At 40.3% G+C, this 24,789-nt stretch carries 10 protein-coding genes; all 10 read right to left on the reverse strand.

The genetic code is table 11. The features are described 5' to 3' along the window. Positions 1-33 precede the first annotated feature (33 nt). The 10 genes from ABDW32_RS14730 to ABDW32_RS14775 all read right to left on the reverse strand — a co-directional run bounded on the left by ABDW32_RS14730 (position 34) and on the right by ABDW32_RS14775 (position 24,658). Complete coding sequence (locus tag ABDW32_RS14730; RefSeq protein ID WP_343563666.1) at positions 34-2,439, reverse strand: ABC transporter permease; 2,406 nt, start codon at positions 2,437-2,439, stop codon at positions 34-36. 16 nt (positions 2,440-2,455) lie between these two features. Continuing rightward, complete coding sequence (locus ABDW32_RS14735; protein WP_343563668.1) at positions 2,456-4,840, reverse strand: ABC transporter permease; 2,385 nt, start codon at positions 4,838-4,840, stop codon at positions 2,456-2,458. A 35-nt stretch (positions 4,841-4,875) separates the two neighbouring features. Beyond that, positions 4,876-7,239 carry an ABC transporter permease gene (locus tag ABDW32_RS14740; RefSeq protein ID WP_343563670.1) on the reverse strand — a complete coding sequence of 788 codons (2,364 nt, stop codon included), beginning with the start codon at positions 7,237-7,239 and terminating at the stop codon, positions 4,876-4,878. Between the two features lie 23 nt (positions 7,240-7,262). Further along, positions 7,263-9,653, reverse strand: coding sequence for an ABC transporter permease (locus ABDW32_RS14745; protein ID WP_343563671.1), 2,391 nt, complete (start codon positions 9,651-9,653; stop codon positions 7,263-7,265). Between the two features lie 212 nt (positions 9,654-9,865). Further along, positions 9,866-12,226, reverse strand: coding sequence for an FtsX-like permease family protein (locus ABDW32_RS14750; RefSeq protein WP_343563673.1), 2,361 nt, complete (start codon positions 12,224-12,226; stop codon positions 9,866-9,868). A gap of 85 nt (positions 12,227-12,311) precedes the next feature. After that, entirely contained in the window at positions 12,312-14,693 is a 2,382-nt protein-coding gene (locus ABDW32_RS14755; RefSeq protein WP_343563675.1) for an ABC transporter permease, read from the reverse strand. A 58-nt stretch (positions 14,694-14,751) separates the two neighbouring features. Then, complete coding sequence (locus ABDW32_RS14760) at positions 14,752-17,160, reverse strand: ABC transporter permease (protein WP_343563677.1); 2,409 nt, start codon at positions 17,158-17,160, stop codon at positions 14,752-14,754. Between the two features lie 46 nt (positions 17,161-17,206). After that, positions 17,207-19,609 carry an FtsX-like permease family protein gene (locus ABDW32_RS14765; RefSeq protein ID WP_343563679.1) on the reverse strand — a complete coding sequence of 801 codons (2,403 nt, stop codon included), beginning with the start codon at positions 19,607-19,609 and terminating at the stop codon, positions 17,207-17,209. A 57-nt stretch (positions 19,610-19,666) separates the two neighbouring features. Further along, positions 19,667-22,084, reverse strand: coding sequence for an ABC transporter permease (locus ABDW32_RS14770; protein ID WP_343563681.1), 2,418 nt, complete (start codon positions 22,082-22,084; stop codon positions 19,667-19,669). A gap of 198 nt (positions 22,085-22,282) precedes the next feature. Beyond that, a complete protein-coding gene (locus tag ABDW32_RS14775; protein ID WP_343563684.1) occupies positions 22,283-24,658 on the reverse strand; it encodes an ABC transporter permease in 2,376 nt (791 codons plus the stop codon). Positions 24,659-24,789: the final 131 nt, after the last annotated feature.

Below are 24,789 nucleotides of genomic sequence, written 5' to 3' on the forward strand. Positions count from 1 at the left end.
GTTTACAATATCTTGTTTTTGTCGTATTGGCGGTTATTCCTCCCGCAGGCTATCGACGGGATTTGCTACAGCAGCCTTGATGGCTTGCGAACTCACGGTTAGCAGTGCGATAAGCACAGCGAGCAATCCTGCAATGGCAAACATCCACCATTGTATTTCAATCCTGTAGGCAAAATTTTCCAACCATTTGTACATCGCCCACCAGGCAATCGGCGAGGAAATCATAATGGCGATCAGGACAAGTTTGATAAATTCCGCCGAAAGCATTCCTGTAATACCTGGAACAGATGCGCCAATGACCTTACGTATACCAATTTCTTTCCGGCGTTGGTTTGACGTAAAAATAGCTAATCCAAATAAACCCAGACAAGCGACAAAGATTGTCAGCCCGGCGAATATGCTCAACAATTTTCCAGTTTTGACTTCGGCCTGATAGGTTTGAGCATAGCGTTCGTCGAGGAAAGAATAATTGAATGGAATATCGGAAGGAAAAGATTCATATACAGCTTTCAACTTTTTAATCAGCGCCTCAGTGTCTTTTGTCTGTGTTTTCACAATTAGACTTCCAGCTTGATCACCCAGCACCATGACCAAGGGTGAAATGGGCTCATGTAATGATTTAAAATGAAAATCTTTGACAACACCCACGACACGATAGGTTTTATTATCCTTATTGGTCAATGTACGGCCAAGGCTTTTTCCTTTCCAGCCCAGATCTCTTGCTGCGGTTTCATTCACGATAATGGATAAGGTATCGTTACCAAAACCTTTGGAAAAATTTCGTCCCTCATGAAGCTGCATGCCCATTGCAGGAATATATTCCTCATCTACATCATAACGTAGTGTTTTGACCCATTGTTCTGTATTTCCATCCGGATAGACAAAGAAGTTGTTGTTGTTGGTTTCACCGGCGGGAAGATAAGACGAACGGGAAATATGTTTGACACGGCTGTCTTCGGATAGCAATTTGACGTAAGTTTTCTCGTTTTCGCCCAAAGGCCAGCTCTGGATCACAATGACATTCTCTTTCTCATAGCCTAATTTGATGTTCCGCATATAATCGAGCTGTCGGACGACAACTACGGTACAGAAAATGAGTCCCACAGAAATAATAAACTGAAAGACCACAAGGCTGCTTCGGAGATTAAACCGTTTTGTAGAACGCAACAAACGTCCTTTTAATACGCTCAAGGGGTTAAATGCCGCTAGATATAAAGCAGAATAGGTACTCGAAAATAGACCGACCAGTAAGCCGAATGCGAGTAGAATCGGGATTATTTTGGCAAAATCGAGCTGTTGAATCGCAATGGATTTACCCGATAATTGGTTAAATAGGGGAAGAGCAAGTAAAACAAGGCCGACGGCCAAAAATAGCGCTAAGTAGGTCAATAGAACTCCTTCGGTGATGAACTGGCGGATCAGGCTCTGTTTATTGGCACCGAGTACTTTCCGTACGCCTACTTCCCGACTTCTCCGGAAACCGCTGGCTGTAGACAAATTCATAAAATTGATCGTCGCGATCAATAGCATAAAAAGGGCGATAGCACTAAAAATATAAATATAGCGGATATCGCCTGATGGGCTGAGATCGTAGCCAAAATTTGAATGTAGATGGATGTCAGTCAGGGGCTGCAAATAAAGGCCTATTGTATTGCCTGATTTTTTGTAATCCTCATAACTCATTCCGAAACCGGACATGAACTGTGCCCCAACATGTTTGTCAAATAAGGTCGCTAAGTTTTTTTCTAGATTCTTTAATGCGGTATTTTCCTTGAGGAGCGCATAAGTATAGTACTCGGATGTCATCCAAGAGTTGGAACGGGAGTCTTCCAAGGCTGCCATTGAGGTAAAAATATCAAAATGGAAGTGCGAGTTTTTGGGAATATCCTTCATTACCCCGGTAATTTTTAGGATATTTTGATCACCTTTTATGGCGAGATCCCGACCTACGACGTCTGTCGTTCCAAAGTATTTGCGTGCCATGGATTCAGATATTACCGCCGTATAAGGCATCTTGACAGCGGTATTCGCATCACCTTTGATAAGAGGCAAGGTAAATATTTTAAAGAAAGATGCATCAACATAGGCTATCTGTTCATCACGAAAAACCTTATTGCCAACCGTAAATAGGGGAGCTCCGCCTTGTCTCAGACGGGCTGTTTCCTCGACTTCGGCTAATTCAGCCTTCATTGTGGCTGCCACGGGAGGCATCACATGTGCCTCATTGATTGTTCCTCCTTTTACTGTACCCCGGAAGACTATACGCACAATACGATCTGCATTTGTATTGAAGCGATCAAAACTGAATTCATCAGCAACATATAGGCTTATCAGTAAGCAGATCGCAATACCCATGGCCAACCCAGTGATATTGATGATCGATGTGGAAGAATTTCTTCTTAGATTTCGCCACGCTATTTTTAGATTGTTCTTTATCATGATGAGATCGTATTGGTTATTCATTTCTGAGGCTATTCACCGGATTGCTAAGTGCTGCCTTAATGGCTTGATAACTGATGGTTGCCATACTGATCAATATGGCCATTAATCCGGCGAAAGCGAAATAATGCCATTGAACCTGTATGCGGTAGCTATAATCCTGCAACCATTTGTCCATTACCCACCACGCGATCGGTGAGGCGATCAGGATAGCAATAACCACTAATTTAATAAAGTCTACAGATAGCAATGAAGTTACTTGTGCCACACTGGCTCCGAGGACTTTGCGAACGGCAATTTCTTTCATGCGTGTCTCCGCCATATAAGCGATCAGAGCCAGTAGGCCAAGACAGGAAATAAAAATGGTCAGCCCCGAAAATAGCATTGAAATTGTCCCAATAGCCTGTGTTTCTTTGAATTTAGCTTCAAAATTTTCGTCGATGAATTTATATTCAAATGGATATTCTGGATTGAATTTTTTAAAGATTGCCTCGATGGTTTTTAAATTCGCGGCGGTGCTGTTGTTTGGATTTAAGCGATAATGAATATTTGTGAACCAGGATTTTGGTCCAAGGACGATCATTGGATAACTTGCTGCAAAAGGGGATTCTGTGATAAAATCTTTAATTATCCCAACCACGGTCCAATTCTGACCGTCCCCGTTTATTGTTTGCCCAAGAGGATTCTTTAAGCGCATCTGTTTGACAGCTGTTTCGGTCAGTAACATGGCATTACTGTCTGTTGGATATTTGTATACATCGATATCACGTCCAGCTACAAGTTTAAATCCTAACGTTTTAACGGCATCGGCGTCGGTACTAAAACGGTCAAAGGAAAACTTTTTATCGCTCTCTGTACTACCCTGCCAGGAAAAGCCCCAACCGTTGCTATAACGATCCGTTACCGGGGACATGTTTTTGGATACTGATACCACCGCATTGCTGGCCAACAATTCATTTCGAAGAGTTTGATAAATTTTTCCGCCATTGATTTTTCCAGTAAACCGGGTTGCTAAAAGTCCATTATCATTATACCCACGATCCCGGTCCTTGGTATGCTGGATCTGTTGCGAAACGATGATGGTTGCTATAACCAAGATAATTGCGAGGCTGAATTGGACAACAACCAGGATAGAACGTACACTGATTCCTTTGTTGTAGGTATTCAATTTTCCTTTTAGTGTTTTCAACGGTTTAAAAGAGGAGAGAAAAAATGCGGGGTAACTTCCCGCCAATATGCCTGTCAACAAAGTGAATCCGATTAAAAATAACCAGGTATTGCCGGACAGGATGGATATCGTGAGATTTTTTTCAACCAGATTATTAAAGGCAGGAAGAACCAGTACAATAGCTATGAAAGCGATTATCATAGCTGCAATACTGACCAGGATACTCTCGATAATGAATTGTAAGATAAGGCTTTTTCTTTGTGCACCGACTACTTTACGTACGCCGACCTCTTTGGCTCTTTTCTCGGAGCGGGCAGTACTTAGATTCATAAAATTAATACAGGCAACGAGCAAAATAAAAGCCCCGATCCAAGTAAATAAACGAACTAATTGGATTCTTCCGGCCGTATAGGCTCCATTTTCACTTCTATTGTAGAGGTAAGTGTCTTTGTATGGGAATGCAAAAATTTCGTTTGTTGATTTGATTTCGTTATCTCCCACATTGATATGGTTCTGGCTGAAAAGTCTGATTTTGGCATTAAAGTCCTCCAATGTTGTCCCTTCCCGTAACAGCACATAGGTATAAGTAGAGTTATTAGACCAATTTTCATCTACATAGCCCATTTTCTTGGCCAGCTCCCATGAAAGCAAGTAATCAAATTGTATGCTACTATAACTTGAAGGGTCTTTTACGATCGCTTGGACAGTCACTAAATACGTTGATTCAATTTTGATGGTTTTACCGATTGGATCCGTATCACCGAACAGGGCTTTTGCATATTTTTCCGTAATGACAACTGAGTTTGCATCTTTAAGCGGATTGGATTTATCACCTTTAAGCAAGGGATAGCTAAACATATTAAAGAAGCCAGGATCGACAAAACTAACGCTGGAAACTAGATTTTTATCCGCATAGCTTGTCAGAAACTTATCATCCTGCTCGATGCGTGTAAAACTTTCGATTTCGGGAAAATCACTCTTCAGTGTTGGCCCCATGATCTTAGGCGTATTTGTCCAGGCATGTGTTTCGCCTTGATAGGTATCGCGGTTGCTGATAATATAAAGACGTTCACTTTTTTCGTGAAAGCGGTCTGTGCCCAACATATTTTGCAGCCATAGGGCAATAAGTAAGGCTCCGGCCATACCGATGGCCAAACCAAGAACGTTAATCGCTGAAAAAGCTTTGTTCTTCAGTAAATTCCGCCACGCTACTTTGATGTATGTCTTGATCATGTCTTTTCTGTTGAAATATGAGATAATAGATAATTTTATTCGTCTCTTAATGTTTTTACCGGATTGTAATTTGCGGCCCTGATAGCTTGTGAACTTACTGTCACGAAGGCGACCAAAAGGGCTGCAGCGCCCGCCAACGCAAAAATCCACCATTGTATTTCAATCCGATAGGAGAAATCCTGCAACCATTGGTTCATTGCCCACCAAGCAATTGGTGAGGCCAGCACAATAGAAATAATCACCAATTTGATAAAATCTTTGGAGAGCATGGCTGTAATGCCACTAACAGAAGCGCCGAGTACCTTGCGTATACCAATTTCCTTGGTCCTTAGTTCTGCAATATAGGATGCCAATCCAAATAAACCTAGGCAAGATATAAAAATCGTTAGCCCCGAAAAGATGAATGCCAGTTGAGCTGTCTGTTGCTGATCTTTAAATTTGCCGGCAAATTTTTGATCGACAAATTGATATTCGAAAGGGTATGCAGGGTTGAACTTTTTAATGATCTGTTCGATTTGTTTTAGCTGATTGCTCATTGAAGTTGTCGGGCTGGTACGAATCACTAGATTGAAAAAGGATTTCTTGTTGGCGTAAATAAACATAGGCTTTACGGGATTATAAGGAGAACCGCTGATGTAATCGTTGATGACTCCAACGATGGTATAGGTATTGTCTCCCCATTTTAGAACGCTTCCAATAGGATTTTCTAGTTTCATTTCTTTAATAGCGGCTTCGTTCAGCAATGCAGCAGCGCTATCGGCAGCTAATCTGGGATAATCGATATCACGACCAGCGGTGAGTTTTAATCCGAGAGTTTTGACAAGGTCATTTTCTGCTCTTCCTAGATCAAAGCCCATTTTTTTCTCCTGTTCAGGTGTTGAACCAGTCCAGGAGAAACCCCCAAAAGCACTTCCAGCAAAGCTAGTGATTGATGATCCGGTACGTGTGACAGCAGTAGCAACTCTACTGTTGAGCAGTTCGGATTTGATCGCTTCGTAATTTTTACCCATATCACCTTCTATTCCTATCTCAATAAGTTGATCGGTATTATAGCCAACATCACGTTGTCCTGCATATTCAATTTGTTTCCGGACGACAATCGTAGCAATAATAAGTATGATGGCAATACCGAATTGAAAAATGACCAATAATTCACGGAAATTCAAGGTGACATTTTTTGATGAGCCAAATATTTTTAGTGATTTTATCGGTTTGAAAGCCGATAGCACAAATGCAGGATATAGTCCCGCAAGGATACCTGTTAGAAAAATGAACCCGATCAACGAGAACCAGATTGTCGGATCTGACAAAGCGAGTACCAACGGTTTATCAAATATCTTATTGAATAATGGAAGAATCAGTACTGCCAATGTGATGGCAAGGGGTCCTGAGATCATCGCCAATAATAGGGATTCTGTCAGAAATTGTGCAATGAGGTTGAAACGCTGTGCCCCGACAACTTTTCGTATAGCAACCTCTTTTGCCCTTTTTTGGCTGCGCGCCGTACTGAGATTGATAAAATTGATACAGGCTATCAATAAAATTAATAAACCAATTCCCGCAACAAGTTTAACCTGATCGATTTTTCCACCAACTGGAATACCCTGTTCAAATTTTGAATACAGGTGCATTTTGGATATTGGATATAAGAAAAGAGACCCTTTTAACTCGTTGTTGGATTTTTTCTCAATTATGTTGACAAGCTTTTTATTAAAAGCGTCAATATTAGTTCCCGCCTTTAATTGTACGTAACTTGAGAATGTGATTGTATTCCAATTTGGTGAATATTTGCTAGCATCGACTAAAGGTATCAGGTAGGTGAAATCAAAACTTGTATTATTTGGAAGATCCTGCATAACTGCAGAAACCTGATAAGGCTCCTTATTATCAAGTATGATGGTTTTATTCAATGGATCTACGTCACCAAATATGCTTGTGGCCAAGCTTTCCGTAAGAATAATATTTTTTGTTTCTTGTAAAGCTTGATCACCATTTCCTTTGAGGAGTTTAAAATCAAACATGCGGATAAAATCTGGATCGACTTCATTTCCTTTGGATTTGATTTTTTTGTCATCAAATGATATCAGTCTAGTGGTACTCCAATACATACGCGCAGCATGTTCAACTTCTGGATAGTCTTCCACGAGAGCACGTGCTGCTCGTCCAGAAGTAATCTCATTCATACCTACTTTTCCCTCATCATTTTGGCTTTTAATCCAGATCTTATATAAGTTTTCTTTGTTGCTATAAAAATTGTCAAACTGTAATTGGTTTTGTACCCATATGCCGATAATCAATACAGCAGTCATGCCAATGGAAAGTCCAAGGATATTAATAATGGAATAACTCTTACTTTTCCAAAGATTCCGCCAAGCGATTTTAATATGGTTTTTAAACATGTTATTTCTATTTTTTTATTAAATTATTCATCCCTTAAACTGTCAATGGGATTTGTGAGTGCTGCTTTTATCGTTTGAAAACTGATTGTTATAAAGGAAACCAGCAGTGCGCTTGATCCTGCGATGATAAATACCCACCAGTCCAGTGTAATGTGATAAGCAAAATTGTCCATCCAACGATGCATGGCGTACCATCCCAATGGTATGGCGATCAAAAGTGCTGAACAAACGAGTACCATAAAGTCAACGCTGAGGATCTTGACGATTTTGAATACGGAAGCACCCAATACTTTGCGGATTCCGATTTCTTTGACACGCTGTTGCACGGCATAAGCGGATAGTGCGAATAATCCCATGCATGCAATGGCAATTGTAATAAGCGAAAAGAGCTGCATGACTTTTGTCGTCTGTTGATCTTTTAAATAGAGTTTACTATAGTCATCATTTAGAAAATGATACTCAAATTGATTTTTCGCATCAATATCTTTCACGACAGATTTCACTTGCGCTATTGCATCCTGAATTGGTGCATCTGGGTTTAGACGGATGAAAATATTACCAAAATAAAAGTATTCCGGAAAAAGTACAATTGGCTTAATCTCATTGTGGAGTGAGGCAAAGTTAAAACTGGCAACGACTTGTTTAATACTGCCTTTACGGCCGTTTAAATTGATTTTTTTGCCGACTGCTTGTTGTGGTGTAAATCCCATCGCCGATGCAGCGAGTGTATTGATCACAAAACTATATTCCGGAGATAGGGTATCCCGTGCACGTAAAATATCTGTATCGGAAAGAGGTTCCCCAGCCACTGTTTTGATACGGAAGACTGATACAAAATCTTTTTCGATAGGAATTGCTGTCACATTCATTTCGAAATCAGTCGGTTGACCTTCAACAGAGTTAATGCTATATCCGCCTTGAATATTGACCGGGTTGTCATAGGAGGCAGTTACACCCCGAACACTATTGAGTTGCATCAATTTATCTTTTAATAATTGCCGCTCCTTGTCCTGCCATCCCTGGCCATCGATGACCAGCATATCGGTACGGTCTAGTCCTGTATTTTTGGATTGTATAAATTGCATTTGACGTCCCGCAAATAGGGTACAGATGATAAAGAAGATGGATATGCTAAATTGGAAAGTAACCAATACCTTGCTAAAAGAAATCCCGCTTTGTTTCTCCGCCAATTTCCGTTTGAAAATAGACATTGGTTTTGAGCTGGCAATGGAATAGGCCGGCCATCCACCAGAAGTTAGTGTCAATACGATAAAAAATAAAAACAGGATCGCATAGAACCTAGGATCTGTCCATATCGTTAATTGCATTTCGCTTCCCATGTACGAACTGAATAGGGGCAATAATAGAAATGTAGCCAGCAAGCCGAAAGAAAGGGAAAGCAATACCATCAAGCTACACTCTAAGAAGAATTGAAAGAAAATCGTTTTTCGGGCAGCGCCTAAGACTTTCTTAACGCCGATTTCCTTTTTGCGTTCGATGGCATGTGCCAATATTAAATTTGTGAAGTTAATGCTCGTCAGGATAATAAGCGCAGCTCCTAGAGCCATCAAAATATAGATATATACCAGGTTGCCAGAACCTGCAGCCTTAGAATGAAGATGAATATCTATTAGTTTTTCAATTGAAAAGCTAAATTGATAACCTTGTTTGGTTGCCTCGGCAAATTTCGCTTTGGTGATCTGATCTAATTTTTGTTGGATCGTGCCAAAACTGTCTTTGTTTTTTAACAGCGCAATGGTGATGTCATTTGCCGAAGACCATTCTGGTTGCTTGTAGCGTGGCAAATCTTTGTTGGAAAGAATGGCCGTGAAATTTATCTGTGTATTTGTTGGCAGATCTTGTATGACACCGGAGACTTTCCAATTGACTTTATCTATCGCCAAGGTTTTTCCCAGTGCAGATTGTTTTGGGAAGTATTTTTCGGCTAGTTTTTTTGTCAGTACGATTTGATTAGGTTCGGTTAACGCATGTTTCGCGTCGCCCTCGATAAATGTATAGCCTAAGGTGTTAAAAAAATTAGGATCGGCGTACATCAGTTTTTTTTCCTTCGTAGTCTCATCTTTCGAAGCTATATTTCCGGCTTTGGAGTATCCATATAATCGGGTTGCCTGTTCGATTTCGGGAAGCTCCGCTTGCAAGGTTGGTGCTAGTGCTGTGGGCGTTACACTGGAGTTTACCTCTTCGGTACTATTGGGCGCCTTATAGGTCAGACTGAAATAAGCTAAACGGTCGGCATTTGGAAAAAAACGTTCATAACTTGATTCGTGAAATATATAGGCTGCTAATAACAGGAAGCAGGTAATGCCCAAACTTAAACCAAGCATATTTAATAAGGAAAACCCCTTATTTTTTTTGATATTCCGCCAAGCAATTTTAAGGTAATTCTTAATCATCGTATTGAGTTTTTGACTTTTTCAGAAATTCCGTCCCTCAAACCAGTTTATCCAATAGATCATTGTCTGCTGATCATGGCACAGTGTAAATAGCTAATTCAATTCGTTTGCCATAAGTATAAGTTTTTGATTTTTAGGTGTTTTTGTATTATTGTGGTCGCGTGGTATGTTCGGAAACGGACAGTCTGCTGTCCGTCGCCGAACATGTAGATCTACTCGTTCCGTAATGTGATTACTGGGTTAGTCAATGCTGCTTTAATGGCTTGATAACTAACCGTTAGGAGGGTGATGACCAGTGCAGTTAATCCGGTAAAGGCAAATACGGCCCAGCTAATTGAAATGCGATAAACGTAATTGTCGAGCCATGTTTCCATTAACAGATAGGCTAGAGGAGCTGCAACGAGGAAACCCATCAATGTCAACCAGAGGTATTCGGTGCACAATAATTTCCATAAACTAAGTTCTGATGCCCCAAGGACCTTACGGATACCAATTTCTTTTTCGCGTTGTTCGGTTAGAAAGGAGACCAAGGCATATAGCCCAAGACAGGAAATCAATATTGCCAGTCCCGTAAAAATACTAGTCAGACTTTTGATCATTTCCATTTGTTCAAATTGCTTGGCATATTCTTTATCTGTGAAGATGTAATCAAAGATGAGATCCGGATCAAAGCGATTGAACTGTTGGGCGATTGCTTTCATCGTTTGGCTAATATCTTGCTGCTCATTCAATCTGATTGTTATTTTATTTTTGGGTAAAAAATCAAGAAAGTAGGCTGTAGGCGTAATAGCGCTGAAGGGGGATTCGGATAAGGTATTTTGTATAATGCCGATAATCGTATAGTTGATTCCTCTTTTAGATAATTGTTTGCTCGTTAAGTCTGTAACCCCCATAAATTTCGCCGCGGCTTCATTGATAATTACGGCAGTTGAATCAGTCTTGAAATCCTTTGAGAAGTTCCTCCCTTTTAAAAAGTTCCATTGTACAGTTTTGGAAAAGTTTTCGTCTATGGTGAAAATTCCCATAATAGACCCTTCCTTTGTTTCATTCCCCTGCCAGTTGAAACCTCCACCGGTCAAAGAGAGATGGTTGACAAAATTTGAAGTGAGTGAGGCGTCCTGAATCAGACGTTGATCCACCAGTTGTTTTCTCAGGACCTCAAAGTTTTTGGTAATTAATTCACTACTATTGTTTACGTTGATTAGGTTTGAACTATTGTAGCCAATCGGACGATCTTTTGTATAACGCAATTGTTTTATGACCAAATAGGTTGCAATCATCAGAAAGATGGAAATAGCAAACTGGAGGACAACCATACCTTTTCTAGCATTGAAACTACCCTTACTTATGCTCACTTTTCCTTTGAGTGCAAGGACCGGATTAAAAGAGGATAAGAACAATGCAGGATATAGACCCGCAAGAAGTCCAATAACAAGTATTCCTAATAGCGAATAACTATAAAAACGAAAATCGGCGAAAGGGATGTGCAGTGTGGTATGAGTGATGGTATTGATCCAAGGAAGGATTAGGGTAGCCAGTAGTGTCGCGATCAAAAAGGCGCAACATACCGCTAGGGTTGACTCCACCAGAAAACCAGCGATCAGTTGTCGACGATTGACCCCAACAGATTTTAAAACTCCAATTTCTTTCCCTCTTTTTAAACTTCGGGCTGTATTGAGATTAATAAAATTTATACTTGCCAACAGCAGGATAAAAATACTGATCCAGGCAAACATCCATACATATTGAATTTGTCCGCCTGCATTTTTACCATTTTTGAATGCATCATAGAGATGCCATTTGGACATAGGATGCAAAAGAATTTCGGGGTTTATATCGGTAAGGTTTGTTCTAAAGATATTGGTCAATTTACGTTCAAGCCCAGAGATGTTTTGTGGGTTCTCGATTTTTCCGAATGTGCGAAAATAACAGTGCGACCACTTTTGGTCTATACCTTCGTTTTTATGGAGATAATCTCCAAACGGAAGGATATATTCTAATCCTTGAAAAGTACTATTTTCTGGGATGTCCTCAAAGATACCCTGTATGCTATATTGTTCTTTTCCATTGAATAGAATAGTTTTTCCGACGCTATTATTGGAACCAAATAGCCGTTGCGCCAATGATTCAGAAATAATAATGGTAGAGGCAGCGGTTGGGGTTGAAATATCTCCCTGTATTGGTTTTAACGAAAATAATTCAGAAAATTCGCCCATGGCATAAAAGCCCTCAGCATTGAGCTTCTTGTTCCCGACTTTAAGGTTATTACTTTCATTTGTTATCAATGTGATATGCTGCATCTCATTGGTGAAATCAGATGCAATAACCTTTGCAAGGGGAATAGGAGTCGAATGGCCAGTAGATTTTTCATTATTGAATGTACCTGTTAACATGACCTGATAAATATTGTCATAATTCTCATGATTGCGGTTGAAGGAAAACTGTTTTAAGATCCATAGCGTACTTACTAAGGCAACGGTAAACCCTAACGACAATCCGAGAATATTGATTGTCGTATGTAAGGGGTTTCGTTTAAGATTACGTAAAGCAGTTTTCAAAAATAATTTAATCATGGTGCTGTTTGATGGTTATGTTTGTTATTTCGGTGTGCTGATTAATTGTTCAATATATTTTGGGTCGATTTTTTATGAATAAAAGCTATTCGTCTTTTAGACTCTTGACGGGGTTCGCGATCGCTGCTTTGATGGATTGAAAGCTAACGGTAAAGAGGGCAATGATAATCGTTAGTAGCCCAGCAGAGAAAAATATTGTTATGGGTACTGTTGTCCTGAAGGCAAATCCATCTAGCCAATCTGAAGTGAAATATAATGCAATCGGAAGTGCGATAATATTAGCGATAAGGATCAAAAGCAAAAATTCTTTATTCAGCATCTGTATAATATGGAAGACCGTCGCGCCGAGAACTTTTCTGATGCCAATTTCCTTGGTTTTCAGTTGTGCGGTATAGGTGCATAATCCAAGAAGTCCCAGGCAAGAAATCAGTATCGCTATGACGGCAAAGAAGTTAAACAATGTTCCTTGTTTTTGCTCGCTCATATACTGCTTTTGATAACTTTCATCCAGAAAGCTATAGTTGATGGGCATATCGTCATAGTAGTTTTTCCAGATTTGTTGGAGGGCATGTAATGCTGATTCGGTCCCAGCAGGGGTTGTTTTGACATAAAGTTGCTGACAATCTTTTGGACTAAATTGAAAAACCATAGGCTCTATTTTTTGACGTACACTCGCATAATTAAAGTCTTTGACGACACCAATAATGGTTCCGGAAACTGTTCGGATCCGTAAGCGGCTACCAATTGGATTTTTCAATCCCATCTCACGAACGGCAGTTTCATTGATTAGAAAGTGCGTAGAATCTGCCATCGAGCCAGTGAAGTTTTTTCCCTGTATTAGCTTTATCTTGAAAAAATCAAGCGCGGATTGATCCGAATAGGTCATGCTGAACCACAGATTTGAATTGCTGGGTTTTCCATCCCAATCATTATCTCCAGTGGATGCTCCACCGTATACCATATCGCGGCCAAGCCGAATGACATCGCTTATACCTTTATTTTTGAGGAGATCACTTTTGACGGCATCAAAATGCTGCGCCATTTTTGGTGCCATTGCAACGGAGATAATATTGCTCTTTTCGTAGCCTAGGTTCTTGTTGCGTATATATTCCAATTGTCGGCCAATAACAATTGTCATTGCGATAAGAACTATAGAAACTGTGAACTGCAAGACAACCAATATTTTTCTGAAATTGGATTTCTTCATTCCGAATCTACCTTTTAATACGTTGATCGGATCAAATTTTGAAAGCAATAGTGCAGGATAAATGCTGGTCAGCAGTAAGGTGCCTATTAGCATCATTAATATGTAGCTCCATAATTCGGTGCTAAATAGTTGCAGAGAAATTTGTTTGCCTGAGAAACTGTTGAACAAGGGAAGGAAGATAAAAACAATGCAGATGGCTAAAGTTGCGGCGACGGTAAAGAGCAGCGTGGTCTCTAACATAAACTGGAAAAATAGTTCTTTTCTTCCGGCGCCTATAATTTTACGGATGCCAACCTCTTTGGACCTGGACAAAGATCGTGCGGTAGAGAGGTTGATGTAATTGATACTGGCGATGACGAGGATGATCAAAGCGATTCCGATAAAAATACGCACTGTGCCAATACCGCCATCGCTGCCATCCATCTGGTAAAGGTGCATCTTGGCTAATTCCTGTGTAATGTAAGGAACGGGGGCATCTTCCGGTTTATTACGTTCATGTATCTTTTGTAATTTCTGAGCCACCACAGCAGGATTCGCGTCGGGTCTTAATTGCAGGTAGGTCCCAAAGGAGAAGTTCGACCAATCTTCATCCATCGATGACAGATAGGTTTTATTGTCATAGGTAGTTTTATTTTTTATGTAGGCTTGCTCGTTAAACCGTGAAAGGGGGAGTAGTACCTGAAATTGAAAGGAAGAATTTTCGGGATAGTCGGGGATAACTCCGCTAACTGTACATAGGTCTTCTATTCCCAATACTACTGTTTTGCCGATTGGATTTTCATCACCAAAATACCGACGGGCGGTGGTTTCGGTAAGAACAACAGAATTGTTATCGGGAAAAGGTTGCTTTTGGTTGCCTTGAATAAGCGGAAAATCAAAAACACTAAAATAACTGGGATCTACAAAAGCGAAATTCTTTTCTGTAAATCGTTTGTCTTTATACTTGATGGTGGCATCACCGATCCTAAAGATACGTACAGCATCCTGAACTTCAGGAATTTCTTTCTTGGCAAAACTTCCAACAGGAGCAATGATAGATCCAAATATTCGCTTTGAGATCCCTGTTCCGCCCTCAATTCCAATTTTGTAGATAGCGCCTTGATTCTTATGAAAACGATCAAAGGACAATTCATCCTTTATCCATAGTAATAGGAAGATTCCCACAACTAATCCTGCGGTCAATCCGAGGATATTGATAGCGCTATAGAATTTGTTGGAAAAAATACTGCGCCATGCGGTTTTGATGAAATTCTTTATCATTGTGCTCTGTATTAGATTCAAAATTAACTGTATGCCATTCTCGCCACCATTAGCTGATCTATTCGTCCCTCAGGCTATCTATCGGGTTTGCTTTTGCAGCCATAATACTTTTGGTTGATAGCACGAAACTGGCAAATGCTATCAGGCTGAGGGCAGACAATCCAAAAATCCATGGTTCCATAGTGGTGCGATAGGCGAAATCATTTAGCCAATGTGACATAAAATAATAAGCGATCGGGAATGCAATCAAACAGGCTATTGCCACCAGGGAAAGTAAATTCTTGAGCAATAAAAAAGTAATCTGCACTATTGAAGCTCCTAAAACTTTACGTATACCAATCTCTTTTGTTCTTTGATTGGCGGTAAATATGGTCAGTCCAAATAAGCCTAACCCAGCAATAAATACGGAGAGCCCGACGGCCCAGGACAACAATTTGGAAAGTCGTTTTTCTTGGTTATAGAATTTTTGAACAATCTCATCTACAAAGCGAAGGTCGATCTCGTCGTCGGGAAAAGTAGATTTGTAGGTGGCCGTTATCTTGTCGATTGCCTTTTTCCAGTTTTCCGGATGTTTTTGGTCCAATGCGATATGGAGCACATAACCTGTCTTACTTCCGATGTACAATACAGGCTTGACAGCTTGGCGCGCCGAGGCAATGTCAAAATTTTCCATAACACCGACAATGGTAGATGCTCCATTTTCGAAGGTTTTGCCAATTGCATCCTGCGGTTTTTGGATACCTAATAATTCTAAACCTTTTCTATTGATTAGTATTTCTCTTGTAGAGTCCAGTAAACGAATATTTCTTCCGGCCAGAAGTGGAATATTATAAACATCCAAATAGTTTTCATCGCCTGAGCGGATATCAAAAGTTAAGGATTTTTTGTCCGAAGACTGATCGTAAACTATTGAAGTCGTCATATAACCATTCATTGCTGGCGCAATATTTCCAAAGCTTATTTTTTTTACTTCGGGAAGTTTTAATAGCTCATTTTTGAGGAGTAGTCCTTTGTCCGAGTTCTGAAAGGCTCCAGGGATATCGATATTGATGATGGCATCACGTTGAAATCCCATATCCTTGTGGGATAGGTAATTGATTTGCCGAATTACAATTAATACACAGATTAAAAAGGCCTGGGCCATCACAAATTGGAAAATGGTCAGTGCTTTACGTATCCATGCACTTCTGGAAAGATTGGTGTTTTTCCCCAGCTGATTTTTAAGGGCCAATGCCGGTGCATATCCCGTCAATACCCAAGCAGGATAAAAACCTGCCAGTAGCGTGACCAAAAAAAGCTGCGCCAATAGGAACATTATAATCAATTTTTTATCCAATAAATCCAGGTTTAAGTTTTTAGGAATAAATCCTTCGAAGACTTGTAGAAAAAGAGGTAACAGTAGAACCGCCAGTACAGTTGCTGCAAGCGTGATCAGGAAAGTCTCCAATAAAAATTGTTTAATTAAAGTGGATTTTGAACTTCCCAGTGTCTTTCGGATGCCCACTTCTTTTGCCCGTTCGATGGATTGCGCGGTAGATAAATTGATAAAGTTAACCGCGCCTAAGGCCAAAAGGAAAAATGCCAACAGGATCAGATTTCGTAATGTTTCAGGCTTAGTAGCCTCATAATTGAAAGTCGTATTAAAATGGACATCCGATAGCGGTTGTAACAGCAGGTGGTCAGTAATTTTCTCGCCATTTTTAAATTTATACTTTTTTAATAGGTTTGCAATATTACTTTCTACCGCGTTTGGTCGGGTACCGGGTTTGGTTTTGATCAAAACCTGATGGGAGTCAGAGATGCTGTTCCAGGCTTCCCAATTAAACATCTCCTTTAAACTATTGTTCTGGGGAATTGTTTTTTCGGAGATAAAACTATCAAAATTGAAGTCTGAGTTATGCTGCGCATTTTCGACGACGCCGACGACCTGGAGCGGAATACTGTCTGCATAAACAATGGTTTTGCCAATGACATTGGCTGGAGACTCATTTCCATAAAATTTTTCCAATGTTTTTTCTGTCAGCACGATATGGCCTGCTGTATTGAGGCTAAGTGGATTTCCGGATAGCCATTTGCGTGGTAAAATATTGAAATATTGGCTATTGGTCAGTACAATGCGATGCTCTTTTGGAAAAACTTGAGCTTGTTTGCTGGGAGTCGTGATCTTCAATTTTTGAACATGACTTCGATAAACGGGAGCTATGGCGTCGAGGTTTGGTAGCTCATCTTCCATGGTTCGAACCAAAGGCATGTATACCCCCGCGTTTTTAATGTCACCGTCACTAACAATACGGTAAACCTGTTCACGGTTTGGTACATGTTTATCGAAACTATAGTCATACTGGATCATCAAAAAAATAACTAATGTTGCAGTGATGCCAATGGCTAAACTCATCACATTGATACATGTGATCAACTTATGTTTTTTCAAAAAGCGATAGGCTGTTTTTAGTGAATTTCCAATCATTATCGTTCAGTTTTAATTGATTCAACCATGTGAAGATATATTAGATTTATTCGTCTCTCAGACGATCTACAGGATTCAATAACGCGGCTTTCAATGTCTGGAATCCTATTGTGATAAATGCCAGCAGGGTTACTGTTAATATTGCAATCAGATATGCCCACCAAGGCATCTCAATATGGTACACAAAATCATTTAACCAATTACTGAATAGATAGTAAGCGATCGGTCCAGCAATAAGAAAAGCAAGCAGAATCAGTTTGATATAATTCGAAGATAATAAATGAATAATACCCAGGACACTGGCGCCGAGTACTTTGCGGATACCAATTTCTTTGCTTCGGGCTTCGGTGGTATAGGCTGCTAATCCCAAAAGACCGAGACAGGCTATAAAAAGGGTAAGAAATGAAAACATGCTCATGATATTGGACGAGCGGATTTCATTTTTGTATTGGCTTTGGACATGTTGATCTAAAAATGAAAAATCGAATGCAGCTTCTGGAGCAACAGCTGTATATATCTTCTTTATTTGTTTGATATATCCTTGAACATCAGTGGTTTTATAACGGATCAACAAGTTGCGTGGTGATTCTGAGGGATCATTCATGGTATAGTAGCTGTAACCTCCGATTTCGGATTTAAGGTTTGTATAATTAAAATCTTGAACGACACCGGTGATGATTGAGTTGGTCGGACTCATCTCGGTGACAATATGTTTTCCAATGGCTTCTTGCGGTGATTTATAGCCTAAATATTTCATTACTTGTTCGTTGATCAAAACATAGCAGGTAGAGTCTGGACGTCCCCATATGTCAGGTAAATCTGTCCCCGCGAGTAGCTTTAATCCGAGTGTATTTACTATCTTTCCGTAAGTAACACAGCTCAGTGTTGGCAAACCCTGTTTATCTGTGACGAATTTATAAGTTGTTTTTCCGCTTTCATTACTTCCGGGTAAAGACTGTGCGAATGTGGTGGACAGTGTATTTGATAAGCTTTGGACCTGTTTATTGAGCGTGTTGAGCTTTTCCAGGCTCCGAAAGGAACGGATTGGAACCGAGAGCACATGTTCAGGTTGATAGCCTAGGTCTTTATTTCGAATAAAATTCATCTGGGTGAGCATCACAGAGATGCCAATGATTAATATAATCGAAATGATAAATTGGCATACCACCAATATTTGTCTGATCAGGACTGTTTTACCTTGTTTGTTATAGCCTTTATTCATCAATGCGATCGATTTGATTTTAGATAAGAATAAGGCTGGATAGCTGCCTGCAACAAACGTAATCAAACACCAAGAGAGCGCCAAAATCCCCAGCATATTCCAGTTCAGGAGTTGTTGAATGGTAATGTTTGTACTACTAATTGCATTAAAAATCGGGATCAAAATACTGGCCAGAACCACACCGATTGTCATTGCAAATAGACTAATCGTTGCGGTTTCCACAAAGAAGCGGACAATCAATTGACCTCGAGTAGCGCCGAGTACCTTGTTTACACCCACTTCTTTGGCGTTTTTCTGCGACTTTGCGGTCGCTAGATTCATGTAATTGATACAGGCAATCACGATGACAAGAAAAGCTAGGACAGATAATGCCCGAATGGTATCAATATTCCCTGTACGCTCGGTAACCCCCTCGCCAAGATTCGATGAGTAGAGATGCACCTTTAACAGTGGTTGCAGGAAAAATTGGGTATAATATCGGTGGTCTTTTTCAACATACTTGTCAATCAGCTTTGTTGCTTGTTGAGCAACCATAGCCGGATCGGTTCCTTTCTTTAGTAATATATACGTTTCATAGCTGGCATTGCTCCAATGGACATTTTGCCCCATCCAGGAATCCATAATATTCATGACCATATTACAGTCTAGGGTGCTATTTGCGGGAAGGTCCCTGAATACACCGGTTACCTGTACGGTATCTCTTTGGTTGATGGAAATAAGTTTCCCTAGCGCTTCATTTCTTCCAAACAGTTTTTCCTTTGTTGATTGGGAAAGGACGATACTTTTCTTATTTATAAACGCAGTATGAACATTGCCTTCTATAAATTGGAAATCAAAGATGGAGAACAACGTTGAATCGGCTAAATACAATTGCTTCTCACTAAAATTTTCTGCTCCAGCGCGAATGGAAGCCGTTGCACCATAACCATCTTTTACCAGTCGTACCATATTATCAACCTGCGCAATATCGGATTTCATTGCAGGCCCCACTGCATTGGGCAGGTTGATCATTTTCTCCTGGTTGTATTCTGCCGAAAGCTGCATGTGCAAACGATAGATATTATCGGCTTTTGAATACATGGTATCAAAACTCAGTTCCTGACGGATGAAAGCGAATAGCAAAAGGGATATGCAGATGCCAATCGCCAATCCGCTAATATTAAGGATGCTGAAAAATCGGTTGGCCCGAATACTCCGCCAGGCTGTTTTTATGTAGTTCTTGATCATGACCGTATCTATTTGTATCGTGCTGATATATTAAGTTTATTCTTGCTTGTATACTATTTATTCGTCTCTCAGGCTATCTACCGGATTGGCTTTAGCTGCTTTAAACGTTTGGAAGCTAACAGTAACCAAGGCGATGAGAACAGCTGAAAATCCGGCAAAAGCAAACATCCACCATTTTGGTTCAATATGGTAGGCGAAATTATCCAGCCACTTGTTCATTGCTATCCATGATAACGGCGTAGCGATACAGAGCGCAATGACTAATAATCTGATAAAATCGGAAGAAAGCATTAGCACTAAATTGTATATGGAAGCACCAAGTACTTTGCGTACCCCGATTTCTTTGGTGCGCTGCTGCGCTGTATAGGTCACCAATCCCAGTAAACCCAGACAAGCAATAAAAAGGGCGAGACTTGAAAATGCCGTAAAGAGTCTTCTGAAGTTATAATCGGCCTCGTATTGACGGTTAAAATTATCGTCCAAGAAACTATATAGAAAGGGACGGTGAGGAGCGAGCTCAGTCCATAATTCGCCAATTCGTGCGATTGTTTGTTGGTCGACATTTCTTAGGTTCACAGCCAAATAACGGCTGCTACTTGGCTCAAGTCGTAGTGTCAATGGTTCAATTTTGCGATGTAGGGACAGGTAATTGAAATCTTTTACAACGCCGATGACTGTACCTTCTTTGCCCCACTGTCTAAATTGTTTGCCGATGATATCCTGTGGGTTTGAATAGCCCCATAATTTGGCTGCCGATTCGTTGATCACAAGTGAATGGGTGATATCTGCTGGAAAATCGCGCGAGTAAGCTCTTCCCGCAGCCATCTTGATGCCCATATTGGGGATAAAGTCTATATCTACTTCATATAGTGAGGGAGCGAAATCGGTCATTTTGCCATCTATCGACATAATCTCTGTTCCAGCATTTGGAAAAAATGTTCCCGGTACTGTGCGTGAAGCTGTCACCGACTGTACATCTTTATCTTTTGCGAGTGTATTTTTGATTGCTTCTAAATTGTTGTTGACTTTCTCATCAAAATTATAGTCGATGATTAGACGTTGTGCTTTTTGAAATCCAAGATCTTGCTGTTGCAGTTGATTCAATTGTGAGAATACGATTACAGTACCAGCAATCAATGCGATGGAGAGGCAGAATTGGAAGACGACAAGACCCCGACGTAATAATGTACCGCCTCTACTGTTGCTAAAACTTCCTTTAAGAACTTTAATTGGTTTGAAATTTGCCAGGATCAATGCGGGATAACTGGCTGCTAATAGCCCGGTTATAAGTGTGACCAAGGAGAAAATCGTCCAGGTATTACCGTTAAGGAGGGTTGAATAGCCAAATTGTTTACCGGAAAAAGCTTCCATAAAAGGAAGAAAGGTAATGACCAAAGCGATAGCCAATATACTACTGATAAATACGAGTACCAGCGACTCCGACATAAACTGTAGAATCAGATTGCTTTTATTGGCACCAATGGCTTTTCGGACACCGACTTCCCTGGCGCGCTCCATGGATCTGGAAGTCGCGAGATTCATAAAGTTAACACAGGCAATCAGCAGGATGAATCCGCCGATAATCGCAAAAATGTACAAATTTTGAAAGCTACCTGTTGTACCCGGTTGCCGATCCGCAGAGGAATGCATATACGCCTGGAGCATGGGCTCGAGATGGAAACTGTATTTTGAATTGGCGTTTACTTGTGCCGGGATATGCCGTTTGAGAAAGTCAGGTATCTTCTCATTGAATTTTGTGGGATCGAATTCTTTCGATGTTAAAAAATAGGTGTAAAAATCTACATAGTCCCAACCTTCTTTTTCGAAGATACCAGGTCTTGCTTTCCGAAAAGTACTCATGGATAGTAAAGCATCGAAGGTAAAATGTGAGTTGGCCGGAACATCTTCCATTACAGCTGTTACAGTATATAGACCTGCATCAGCGCGACCTGCTGCTAAGCCTCCTTCAATGGTTTTGCCAATGGGGTTCTGATCACCGAAATATTTTTTAGCGGTGCTTTCAGTCAATACAACAGAATATGCATTTTTTAATGCTGTTTGTGGGTTTCCGGCAAGGATTTTCCAGCTGAATACATCAAAGGCGGTGGAGTCCATGAAAAATACATTTTCTTCCTGAAATTTATTTTCTCCTTGTTTGAGTAGGATCGAGGTTTGCCCGGAAAATTGAACGATCTTCTCTATCTCTGGGAAGGCAGCTTTCAGTGCATCTCCAATTGGGGCATTCCCCCAGATTTGATGCTGTTCTGTGCTACCGACTTCTTTATAATCATGTACGACACGGAAAATGCGGTCTTTGTTGATATGATACTTATCGTAGGAGAGTTCATGCTGTACATAAATAACAATTAATAAACAGCAAGCCAAGCCGATGGCGAGGCCTACAATATTTATGGTGGCATAGCCTCTATTCTTAAGTATATTGCGCCAGGCTATTTTAATATAATTTTGTATCATTGTTGCTGTTTTTAAAATTATTTAGTTCAGTAATTCGCTTTTTCGTAGCAACGCTAACTTTAGTATTTCATTTATTCGTCTTTTAAACATTTATCGTGATAAATATTGCCCTCACTTCTAATTGTGATGATGTTGTAGAGAACGCAATGGACTCATTATTGAGACCTATTACTTTCTCTGATCACTATTGAGCTTCTTTTATTCATCTCTTAAACTGTCTACGGGATTACTTAAAGCGGCACGAATAGCCTGGTAACTAACTGTGGTAATTGCGATCAGCAAGGCCAGAATGCTGCCGAAGATTAAGGTCTGTATGTCCAGATCTGTTTTATAGGCAAAATTGCTTAACCATTTATTCATCAAATAGACCGCAATGGGGCAGGCAATCAAAATGGCAATAGAAACGAGTATCACGAAATTTTTGCCCAATAGTCTTACGACACCAAAGGTGCTTGCTCCGAGGACCTTGCGGATTCCAATTTCTTTTATGCGCATTTGTGCTTCGTGAGTTGCTAGTGCAAATAAGCCCAAAGCGGATATAAAAATCGCAATACCTGCAAAAATGTTGAATAGAAGTCCTGTTCGACGCTCCGACTTATACAGATTGTCAAATTGCTGATCGATAAATGTATAGTTAAAAGGAGCATCGGAAGGGTAACGGTTATAAATCTCGGCTAAAGCTTTAATGGCTTCCGGTGCTTTTGTGGTAGTGGTCTTAACATAAAGCGTACCTGATCCCCAACGTGTCCAAAAGACCATAGGCCCTATTTTATCTTTGATTGATTTGAAATGAAAATCTTTTACCACTCCGATAATCTGTCCGGGAAAATCGTGGAAACTCATATTGGATCCCACATATGGTGGAGTTAGCCCCATCTGTTTAGCCAATGTTTCGTTGATAATATAGCCAGAAGAATCGGCTGGCATACCGGTAAAATTTTTCCCTTCGAGAAATTGTATGTTCATCAATGGAATAAAATCCTTATCAATGGTAGCCTGAGCTACAATCAGTTTGTTGTCTTTAGATTTACCTGGCCAATCTATATCCCCAGTGGCATTTCCGAAGTCGGTCATGTTGTAAACACCGGATAAGGAGACAGCTTGTATGGCGTTATTATTTTTGAGTTCGGTCCGTATTGCGTCAATATGTTTATAGGCTTCTTCTGGAAGACCAAGGGTTATAACATGATCTCTGTCATAGCCCAGGTTGATCTTTTGGATAAAAGCCAATTGGTTTCGAATCACCAGTGTACACACAATTAACGTCACGGAAAGGGTAAACTGGAAAACCACCAATATTTTACGCATTGTATTGGATGAAACACCTTTTACTGATTTCCCTTTTATGGATTGAATTGGATTGAATGAAGACAGTTGAATTGCGGGATATATACTGGATAGCGCGAGTGTTCCCAAAATTGCAGCCCCAATATACAGCCATACTGTGGTATTACGGAAAGAAAAGCTGATTGATTTTTGCGCGATCTGGTTATATCCTGTATGAAGGATCAGAATCAGGATAAAAGAGATCACTAACGAGCAAAGAAACACAATAACTGTTTCCGTGATGAATTGTAAGAATAAGTGGAGACGGTTGGCACCAATAATCTTTCTGATACCCACATCTTTGGCGCGATCCAAAGCTCTTGCGGTGCTTAGATTAACATAGTTTACCGCACCGATTACCAGCAACAATAGGGCTATGATTCCAAAAATCTGCACCATGCGAAGCGTAGATTTATTGCCGTCGGGCGCAATTAAATGCATGGTTTTTAACGGGTCTAAAACAAATATGGTCGAATTTTCACCGTCGCGTGCTTTGGTATAAGAATCTGTAATGGATTTTCCAATGAGCGTTGAAGAAGCATTGGGCTTAACTTTAACATAGGTTGAAAAGCTGTAGTTTCCCAGATCTTCATCGATTGTTTTCCATTTTCCATTACCACCCCAGTTTGTAAATCGCTGTGCATGATATCCTAACGGGATAACGACATCGAACTGCATGGAGGAGTTTTGGGGGAGATCTTGTAGGATACCGGACACAGTAAAGAGATCTTTTTGGTAACGAAAAGTCTTTCCGATAGCCTGCTGACTGCTAAAAAGTTTTTCGGCTGTTGATGCAGTGATAAGTGCCTGCTTGTAATTAGCCTGAAAACCTGCAAGAGAGCCTTCTTGCAGTGGAAAATGGAACATGTTGAAAAAATTGCCGTCCACATAATAGATGTTCATATCAGTTACGGGGCGTTTCAACTTGTCATTGACCAATGTTGTATTGTGGTCCTGTGAAACACGTGTTGCATAATCAACCTCAGGCACATTTTGTGCATAATTTCCAATAGGACCTGGGGAAGATCCCCATATAGAGCCGTTGTGTTCGGGATCTAAGTGAGAATTGACTGTATATATACGCTCATAGTCTGGGTGGAATTTGTCGAAGCTCCGCTCATCCTGTACCCAAAGTATTATTAATATCGAAGCTGTGATACTGACGGACAACCCTAAGATATTGATAACGGTATAGAACTTCTTTTTTCTTAATTCTCTGATGGCAGTTATTAAATAATTCTTTATCATATGGTTAGTCTTTTGTGGTGTTGATCAATTTTGCTGTGTATTCGCTTGCGGTTTGTTCTTCAAAAACAAGGATTGTGATGGGAACATTACCGAATCCCATCACAATCCTTGATCACTATTGAGCTTCTTTA

The sequence above is a fragment of the Sphingobacterium sp. genome, from assembly GCF_039596235.1.
Taxonomy (GTDB): Bacteria; Bacteroidota; Bacteroidia; order Sphingobacteriales; family Sphingobacteriaceae; genus Sphingobacterium.